This window comes from Wohlfahrtiimonas larvae (assembly GCF_002006755.1).
Taxonomy (GTDB): domain Bacteria; phylum Pseudomonadota; class Gammaproteobacteria; order Cardiobacteriales; family Wohlfahrtiimonadaceae; genus Wohlfahrtiimonas; species Wohlfahrtiimonas larvae.
Genome location: NZ_MVDO01000057.1, coordinates 1 through 7,814 on the forward strand (window position 1 = coordinate 1; position 7,814 = coordinate 7,814).

At 36.4% G+C, this 7,814-nt stretch carries 10 protein-coding genes; all 10 read left to right on the forward strand.

Annotated features, from left to right (window positions below; genetic code table 11):
* Positions 1-929 (forward strand): TRAP transporter substrate-binding protein (locus BZK14_RS03835; RefSeq protein ID WP_143691317.1); only part of this gene is annotated, 929 nt, incomplete at its 5' end.
* A gap of 109 nt (positions 930-1,038) precedes the next feature.
* Positions 1,039-1,716 carry a TRAP transporter small permease gene (locus BZK14_RS03840; protein WP_077925268.1) on the forward strand — a complete coding sequence of 226 codons (678 nt, stop codon included), beginning with the start codon at positions 1,039-1,041 and terminating at the stop codon, positions 1,714-1,716.
* Positions 1,713-2,996, forward strand: a complete 1,284-nt coding sequence (gene dctM, locus BZK14_RS03845; RefSeq protein WP_077925269.1) for a C4-dicarboxylate TRAP transporter large permease protein DctM — start codon at positions 1,713-1,715, stop codon at positions 2,994-2,996. The genes BZK14_RS03840 and dctM overlap by 4 nt, the downstream gene beginning before the upstream one ends.
* 123 nt (positions 2,997-3,119) lie before the next feature.
* Positions 3,120-3,974, forward strand: a complete 855-nt coding sequence (locus BZK14_RS03850; RefSeq protein ID WP_171973632.1) for a toxin-antitoxin system YwqK family antitoxin — start codon at positions 3,120-3,122, stop codon at positions 3,972-3,974.
* Positions 3,975-4,091: 117 nt separating this feature from the next.
* A complete protein-coding gene (locus tag BZK14_RS03855) occupies positions 4,092-4,340 on the forward strand; it encodes a hypothetical protein (RefSeq protein ID WP_077925271.1) in 249 nt (82 codons plus the stop codon).
* Positions 4,341-4,483: 143 nt separating this feature from the next.
* Positions 4,484-4,921: a YqaA family protein gene (locus BZK14_RS03860; protein WP_077925272.1), complete on the forward strand. Its 438-nt coding sequence runs from the start codon at positions 4,484-4,486 to the stop codon at positions 4,919-4,921.
* Between the two features lie 70 nt (positions 4,922-4,991).
* The gene (locus BZK14_RS03865; RefSeq protein WP_077925273.1) at positions 4,992-5,630 is read left to right on the forward strand and encodes an NAD(P)-dependent oxidoreductase; all 639 of its coding nucleotides are present in this window, start codon (positions 4,992-4,994) and stop codon (positions 5,628-5,630) included.
* Positions 5,631-5,700: 70 nt separating this feature from the next.
* A complete protein-coding gene (locus BZK14_RS03870; protein ID WP_077925274.1) occupies positions 5,701-6,798 on the forward strand; it encodes a nicotinate phosphoribosyltransferase in 1,098 nt (365 codons plus the stop codon).
* Positions 6,788-7,546, forward strand: coding sequence for an NAD(+) synthase (gene nadE, locus BZK14_RS03875; protein WP_077925275.1), 759 nt, complete (start codon positions 6,788-6,790; stop codon positions 7,544-7,546). Before BZK14_RS03870 ends, nadE begins: the two co-directional genes overlap by 11 nt.
* 12 nt (positions 7,547-7,558) lie before the next feature.
* Positions 7,559-7,814: radical SAM protein (locus BZK14_RS03880; RefSeq protein ID WP_143691319.1), on the forward strand; the 256-nt coding region annotated here is incomplete at its 3' end.

Genomic DNA, 7,814 nt, shown 5'->3' on the forward strand with positions numbered 1-7,814 from the left:
AAGGGCAAAATCCGATTGTGATTAAGTTTGCACACGTTGTTGCAGATTCAACACCGAAAGGCCAAGGTGCTCAAATGTTTAAGAAATTAGCAGAAGAGAGATTGCCAGGCAAAGTTAAAGTAGAAGTTTATCCAAACTCATCATTGTATGGTGATGGACAAGAAATGGATGCGTTATTATTGGGGGATGTTCATTTATTAGCACCATCATTGGCAAAATTTGAACATTATCAAAAGAAAATTCAACTGTTTGATTTACCGTTTATCTTTGATGATATGGCGGCAGTGGATCGTTTCCAAAACAGTCCAGCTGGTCAAGGTTTGTTAACGAGTATGAAAGATAAAGGTATCACTGGTTTAGCTTATTGGCACAATGGTTTGAAACAATTGTCTGCCAATAAAGAATTGCGCACACCAAAAGACGCGCGTGGTTTGAAATTCCGCGTACAAGCATCTGCAGTATTGGAAGAGCAATTTAAAGCATTGCGTGCAAACCCACGTAAAATGGCATTTGCTGAAATGTATCAAGGTTTACAAACAGGTGTTGTAAACGGTGCAGAAAATCCATACTCAAACATTTATTCACAAAAGATTCATGAAGTTCAAAAGAATATCACTGAATCAAATCACGGTACTTTGGATTATATGGTGATTACGAATGCTAAATTTTGGGATGGTTTACCAGCGGATGTTCGTACTGAATTAGAAGCTATTTTGGCTGAAGTGACGGTGGAAGTGAATGCGCAAGCAAATGCTTTGAATGAAGATGCAAAACAAAGTATTTTGGACGCAGGGACAACAAAAATCATTACATTAACGCCTGAAGAGCGCGCACAATGGCGTGATGCAGTTCGCCCTGTATGGAAAAAATTTGAAGGCGACATTGGTGCAGATTTAATCGAAGCTGCTGTTCAATCTAATAATCCATAATTATAAGAGAATGATCTTTCGCAATAGTGATTGACTGCTTTGGCAGGAAAAACCCCTTATATTTAAAATATCAGGGGTTTATTGCGTTATAGATCATGAAGGGAATCTCATGTTTATTAAAGCTTATCGCTTCATGGACAAATTGTGGCAAAAGACAGAAATTTTTATGATGGTCTTTATCCTCACAGCCATGACACTTGTAACATTTATTTATACGATGTTGAACAATCTTTATATGCCATTTTATAAATTGGCTGATTGGATCGCAGGGGAAGAAGAGTCAAAGTTTGAAAACTTCTTATTAGATGCAGGTGATTATATGATGGATTTAGCTAGCTCATTTAGCTGGTCGAATGAATTCACCAAAGCATCATTTGCATGGTTAATTTTCTTTTGTATGTCTTATGGTGTGCGTATTGGTGGGCATATCGGTGTGGATGCATTGGTGAAATTATTCAATACAAAAATACAACGTATTCTTGCGTATATTGGTTTAGGTGCTTGTGTGGCATATGGTGGGATTATGTTATTTGCAAGTATTGATTGGGTATTAAATTTTTATAATTTAGGTACGATGGCAGAAGGTTTGGATCGTTTTGGCATTATGCGTTGGCAGTTGACGATTATTGTCCCGATCGGCTTCTTTTTATTAATCTGGCGTTATTTAGAAATTGGTTATCGTATTGTAACGCATCAGCAAAATGCATTAGGTTTAGCCGATGAAGCTGCGGATGCTTTAGCATTAGATGATGTGCAGCGCCATGAAGAAAAAGGAGAGAAATCATGACCATTGCCTTTTTATTCATTTTATTATTTGTATTGATGTTAATTGGTGTGCCAGTTGCCATTTCATTAGGATTATCTAGTGCATTGACTATTATGTTCTTTAGCCCAGATTCACCACGTAGTTTGGTGATCAAAATGTTTGAAACATCAGAGCATACAACATTGTTGGCAATTCCATTTTTCTTGATTGCTGGTGCATTTATGACAACGGGCGGTGTTGCGCGTCGTTTGATTGACTTTGCAAATACCTGTGTTGGCCATGTTCGTGGCGGTTTGGCGATTGGCGCTGTTTTGGCATGTATGTTATTCGCGGCATTATCAGGTTCAAGCCCTGCAACAGTTGCGGCGGTTGGCTCAATTGCGATCGCAGGCATGGTGAAATCAGGATATCCAAAAGAGTTTGGTGCAGGGATTGTTTGTAATGCAGGTACATTGGGAATTTTGATTCCACCATCTATCGTCATGGTTGTTTATGCAGCAGCAACTGAGCAATCAGTAGGCAAAATGTTCATCGCAGGGATTGTGCCAGGTTTATTATTGGGTGTTGCTTTGATGATTGCGATCTATATCGTGGCGCGCATTAAGAAGTTTCCAGCACAACCACGTGCAACCTTTAAAGAATGGATAATTTCCTTTAGACGTGCTGTTTGGGGGTTGTTATTGATGGTGATTATCTTGGGGGGAATTTACTCAGGTATGTACACACCAACAGAAGCAGCAGCAGTTGCTGCCGTTTATTCGGCTTTGGTTGCGCTCTTTATTTATAAAGATATGGGCATTCGTGATTTCCCTAAAGTAATGTTGGAATCAGGCAAAATGACTGTGATGTTAATGTTCATCATTGCAAATGCTATGCTGTTTGCACATGTATTAACAACGGAGCAGATTCCGCAAGCGATTGCATCATGGGTAACAGCGCAAGGCTTATCACCATGGATGTTTTTAGTGATCGTAAATATTGTATTACTGATTGCAGGTAGCTTTATGGAACCTTCTGCGGTGATCATGATTTTAGCACCAATTTTCTTTCCAATTGCCATGGAATTAGGCATTGATCCGATCCATTTAGGTATTATTATGGTTGTGAATATGGAGATTGGTTTGATTACGCCGCCAGTTGGCTTGAACTTGTTCGTAACATCGGCTGTGACAGGGATGCCAATCACTCGAACAATCAAAGCTGCAATGCCTTGGTTATTGATCTTATTATTCTTCTTAATCTTGATTACTTATATTCCATCTATTTCTTTGGGTTTACCAAATTTATTGAATGCGAAGTAGTGATTAATCAAATTATTATTTAATTAATAAGTAGATTATATTTCAAAGCCCAATAGAATATTATTGGGCTTTTGTTTGGCATTAAAGAATTACACGATAAAAATAAGTAGCTAGGGAATGGATATGTTGAAGAATGGATTAATAGGGTTGGCTGTAATTGTTGTATTAGGTGGTAGCTATTTTGGTTATTCACAGTACCAAAATTACCAACAAAAGGAACAGGCTCGTTTAATCAAAGAACGTAATGAATATGTTGTAAAACGATATAAAGAAATTCATGAAGATACTGCGAAAGTTAGGGAAGATGAAAAACAGTTTTATGAAGAACGTCGCAAACGTATTGAAGCAGGAACCGCAAAAATAGAATTAATTGAAGGTATAGATAAAGCTGGGGATAAATATCAATACACATTAGTTGATGGGCAAAAAGAAGGAAAATATTTAATTTGGCATAAAAGTGGCCGAAAAGCTGAAGAAGCAAATTATAAAGATGATGTAAGAGATGGTGAATTTTTAAGTTATTACGATAATGAAAATAGCCAACTGAAATACAAGAATTTTTATTTAAATGGGGAGACAGAAGGAGAACAGCTTTCATGGTATAAAAATGGAAGATTAGAAAGTAAGGTATTTATTTCACAAGAAAATCCAAAGCTTAGTAAAGCCATTTCTTGGTATGCAAATGGAAAGAAAAAGCGAGAAAGTAGGTTTCATGAAGATAAAAATAAGTTTGTAATTCAGTTCTGGTATGAAAATGGAAATTTACAGTGGGAATATGAACAAAATGAGAAAGAAAAATTCGATGGTTTAATGACTGAATGGTATGAGTCTGGACAGATAAAAAATCAAAAAGAATATAAAGATGGTACAAGTAATGGACTCTGTCGAAACTGGAATGAAGCAGGTGAACTTGTTTCACAGAATATGATTTATGACGGTTCAGTTGTGGGTAATGATGGCTTTGGTAAATGTGAATAATAAAGACTAAAAGCATCTAAATACTCTTAATGTTAGCCATTGTAAATTAAAATCAGATTTTTTTAGTCGAAGAAGTTATAATGTCGCCTGTTTTTAAACGGATGAAAGAGGTTTACTATGTCACAACTGAATAAAAATGTTGTTTATAATAATATCCAAATGGTTGGTTATAGATGCATGGATAAAGATGCGGAAGAATTCAGTTTGATTAAAGAAGGCGAAGATAAATTCGTGATTGAACATGCAACTTCCATCGAAAATGAGCGTTATGGCTCACGTATGGAAATGACTCGTGCAGACTTAGAAGAGTTTGTGAAAAATATCCAAGAGCAATTATTGGATAATCAGTGGAAAGCTGAAGGGTAATTAAGAAAAGCCAGCTCGATGAGCTGGCTTTGTTGTTTGTGTAGAACAATATTAGTCTTTTTTATTATGAATGATAATACTTGTCAGATGAATCATGAATACTCATACTGATAAAACTATTCATTCCATATATTAATAAGAATATGACCTCTTTTTATACTGCTTTAGTTTTGCTTTTTGTTTCTGGATTTACTTCGGCAACTATTTTGCCTGGCAGTTCGGAGGTTGCTTTGATGGCATTTTTAGAAAAACATCCGGGATATACTTTAATCGCATGGATTGTTGCGAGTATTGGTAATAGTGCGGGTGCAATATTATCTTATTTTTTAGGACGACTGATTCCTCCTAAAAAACTGCCTTCACAGAGAGTACAGCGTTCATTAAGTAAATATGGTAGCTCTATTTTATTATTTTCATGGATTCCATTTATAGGTGATGCTTTACCAATAGCGGCAGGTTGGCTACGTTTACCCATTTGGTCTTGTATGATCTATTTATTTATTGGTAAAACATTTCGATACGCGGTGATGATTCTATTTTGGACGTATGGAGGATCTGCGTTATTTAATCAGTTAATCTGATTGTGGTATGGAATTGATTATGATTTATATATCATAATCAATCATTTATTTTCATAGCTTATGGATAGATATGGCAAAAATATTAGTATTTGGTGGTAGTAAAAACTTAGGGCTTCATATTGTTGAATCTCTACTCAATGAAGGGCACTCAGTTGCTGTTATGTTGCGATCAGAGAGCTCAAGTGATGCTTTATCTAATTTAGGTGTTGAGATCATTAGAGGTGATGCTTTTATCTTGGATGATTGTATCAATGCAATGAATGTGGCAAAACCTAATATTGTGATTTCAACTTTAGGGGGTAAAAATTCTCAAGGTCAGCGAATAGATGGTATTGGTAATATTAATGTTATTCAAGCAATTGAAAAATATGCATTGGAGATTGAAAGATTTATCTTAATTACTTCCATGGGGGCGGGTAATCAGTTTAGTAAATTAAACGAAAATATTAAAAAAGTCTTAGGTGAGGCACTCATCGAAAAAACAAAAGCTGAAGAATTTTTATACACTCAAAACTTCCCTTGGATCATAGTTAGATCAGGGGGTTTGACTCATCATGAAGCTTCAGGTATGTATAAATTTTCAACAACTGAGGATTTAACAACAGCAGGTTGTATTAGCCGAAAAGATGTTGCAAATTCCATTATAAATCAATTAACTAGTGATGATTTTGTAGGGCGGGCGGTGAGTGTTTTTGGTACAGAGATATAATGGATCAATAAGTTTGATATTTTTTACAAACATGCGATAATAGCGCACCTAACAAATATTGACGCTGACTATGAAAGAATTAGAGTTAAAACAACAGGGCAAAATTAAACGTTTAACCAATCAAACATTTAAATTTGATGAGCGTATAAAAGATGGTTGGTTTTCAGCCGTATATTTTTTAAAAACTACAGAGCTGGCCAAAAAACATTGTAAAAATCGTATTGTTACTATGCAGTTTTTTCAACGTAAAGATCATGTTATCGTCTGTGGCGTAGATGAATCTATTGCGCTTTTGCATACATTTGCTAAAAACCCAGAACAACTAGAAATTTCAGCATTGCATGATGGTGATATGATTAATGCTTTTGAAGCAGTGCTTACCATCACTGGCAAGTATGAAGATTTTGGTTATTTAGAAGGGCTCATTGATGGCATTTTAGCAAGACGGAGTTCTGTCGCGACAAATGTTCATCGTGTTGTCAAAGCAGCTGGAACTAAATCTATCCTATTTATGGCAGATCGTAATGATCATTTTAGCCAGCAAGCAGGTGATGGTTATGCTGCTTTTATTGGTGGTAGTTCAGCACAGGCTACTCATGCAATGAATGAGTGGTGGGGTAAAGAGGGCGTTGGAACAATGCCACATGCATTGATTCAGCTTTTTGATGGCGATATTGTTGCGGCATCTGAAGCTTATCGTGAAACTTTTCCAGAAGATCGATTAGTTGTTTTGGTAGATTATCATAATGATGTCATCACAGATTCACTCAAAGTTGCCCGTACGTTAGGTGATAAATTAGCAGGTGTTCGTATTGATACATCTGGCAATATGGTGGATCAATATTTTATGCGCAATCCACATTTATTGGGACAATTTGATCCGCGTGGGTGTAATAAAGAATTAGTTTTTGCATTGCGTCAAGCATTAGATGCTGAAGGTTATCAGCATGTGAATATTATTGTCAGTGGTGGTTTAACACCTGAAAAAATCAGTGAATTTGAAAGACATAATGTACCCATTAATGTTTATGGAGTGGGGGCGAGTTTAATTAAAATTAATGTTGGCTTCACTGGAGATAATGTATTATTAGATGGGCAACCACAAGCTAAAGCAGGCCGTGCTTATTGGCCAAATCCAAAACTAGAAAAGGTTATTTATGAAGGATAATAAACTCTCACGTTATGTAGATCATCTTATAGAATGGTTGCATGAAGAACGAAAATTACGCCATTTAGATGGTTTCGTTGTGGGGTTGAGTGGTGGTGTCGATTCTGCTGTTGTGAGTTGTTTATTAGCAAGGGCGGATTTAAAAAATAGTTTTGCAGTGATGATGCCTTGCCATAGTAATGATTTAGATTTGTTAGATGCACAAAAGGTATTAGACATTTGTCAATTAGATCATGCTACTATCGATTTATCTGCAACGCATACAACATTTTATCAAACAGTTGGTGCGCAGAATCTTTATGGTAAAACAGATACTGATGCCCGTGTGATTGATGGTAATGTGCGAGCTCGGTTGAGAATGGTAACTTTATATGCTATCGCGCAAGCTCGTAATGCTTTAGTTGTAGGCACAGATAATCAAGTAGAATGGCAAATGGGCTACTTCACAAAGTATGGTGATGGTGGCGTAGATGTTGTGCCGCTTTTTCATCTAATGAAAGATGATGTTTATGATTTAGCGCGTTATTTAGGTGTGCCAGCTTCAATTATTGAGAAAAAACCATCAGGTGGTTTATGGGAATCACAAACAGATGAAGGTGAGATTGGTTTAAGCTATACGGAAATGAACCGTGCATTGCGTGGTGAACCTGTTTCTGCAGAAACTAGTGCTATCATTAAGCATTGGCATGATCGTTCACGACATAAACGTGAAATGCCAAAAGTACCGAAAGCCTTTGCAGATTTTTAAGCCGCGAGATATATGATTCCATTAAGTTTATATATACACTTTCCTTGGTGTATTCAGAAGTGCCCATATTGTGATTTTAATTCACATCAGTTAAAAAATGATTCTTATGAAGTCGATTATGTGGATGCATTATTGGCAGATATTGTTGAAATTGTCCCCAAAATCTGGGGAAGAACTATTCGTACGATTTTCATTGGTGGTGGCACACCAAGCTTGATGAAGCCTGATGATATGGCTCGTTTAATAAGTGGGTTACGCAGTTATTTGA

Bases quoted from the DNA above. Each gene is read 5' to 3' on its own strand.
- BZK14_RS03840 (WP_077925268.1), top strand. From the start codon at position 1,039: ATGTTTATTAAAGCTTATCGCTTCATGGACAAATTGTGGCAAAAGACA.
- dctM (WP_077925269.1), top strand. From the start codon at position 1,713: ATGACCATTGCCTTTTTATTCATTTTATTATTTGTATTGATGTTAATT.
- BZK14_RS03850 (WP_171973632.1), top strand. From the start codon at position 3,120: ATGTTGAAGAATGGATTAATAGGGTTGGCTGTAATTGTTGTATTAGGT.
- BZK14_RS03855 (WP_077925271.1), top strand. From the start codon at position 4,092: ATGTCACAACTGAATAAAAATGTTGTTTATAATAATATCCAAATGGTT.
- BZK14_RS03860 (WP_077925272.1), top strand. From the start codon at position 4,484: ATGACCTCTTTTTATACTGCTTTAGTTTTGCTTTTTGTTTCTGGATTT.
- BZK14_RS03865 (WP_077925273.1), top strand. From the start codon at position 4,992: ATGGCAAAAATATTAGTATTTGGTGGTAGTAAAAACTTAGGGCTTCAT.
- BZK14_RS03870 (WP_077925274.1), top strand. From the start codon at position 5,701: ATGAAAGAATTAGAGTTAAAACAACAGGGCAAAATTAAACGTTTAACC.
- nadE (WP_077925275.1), top strand. From the start codon at position 6,788: ATGAAGGATAATAAACTCTCACGTTATGTAGATCATCTTATAGAATGG.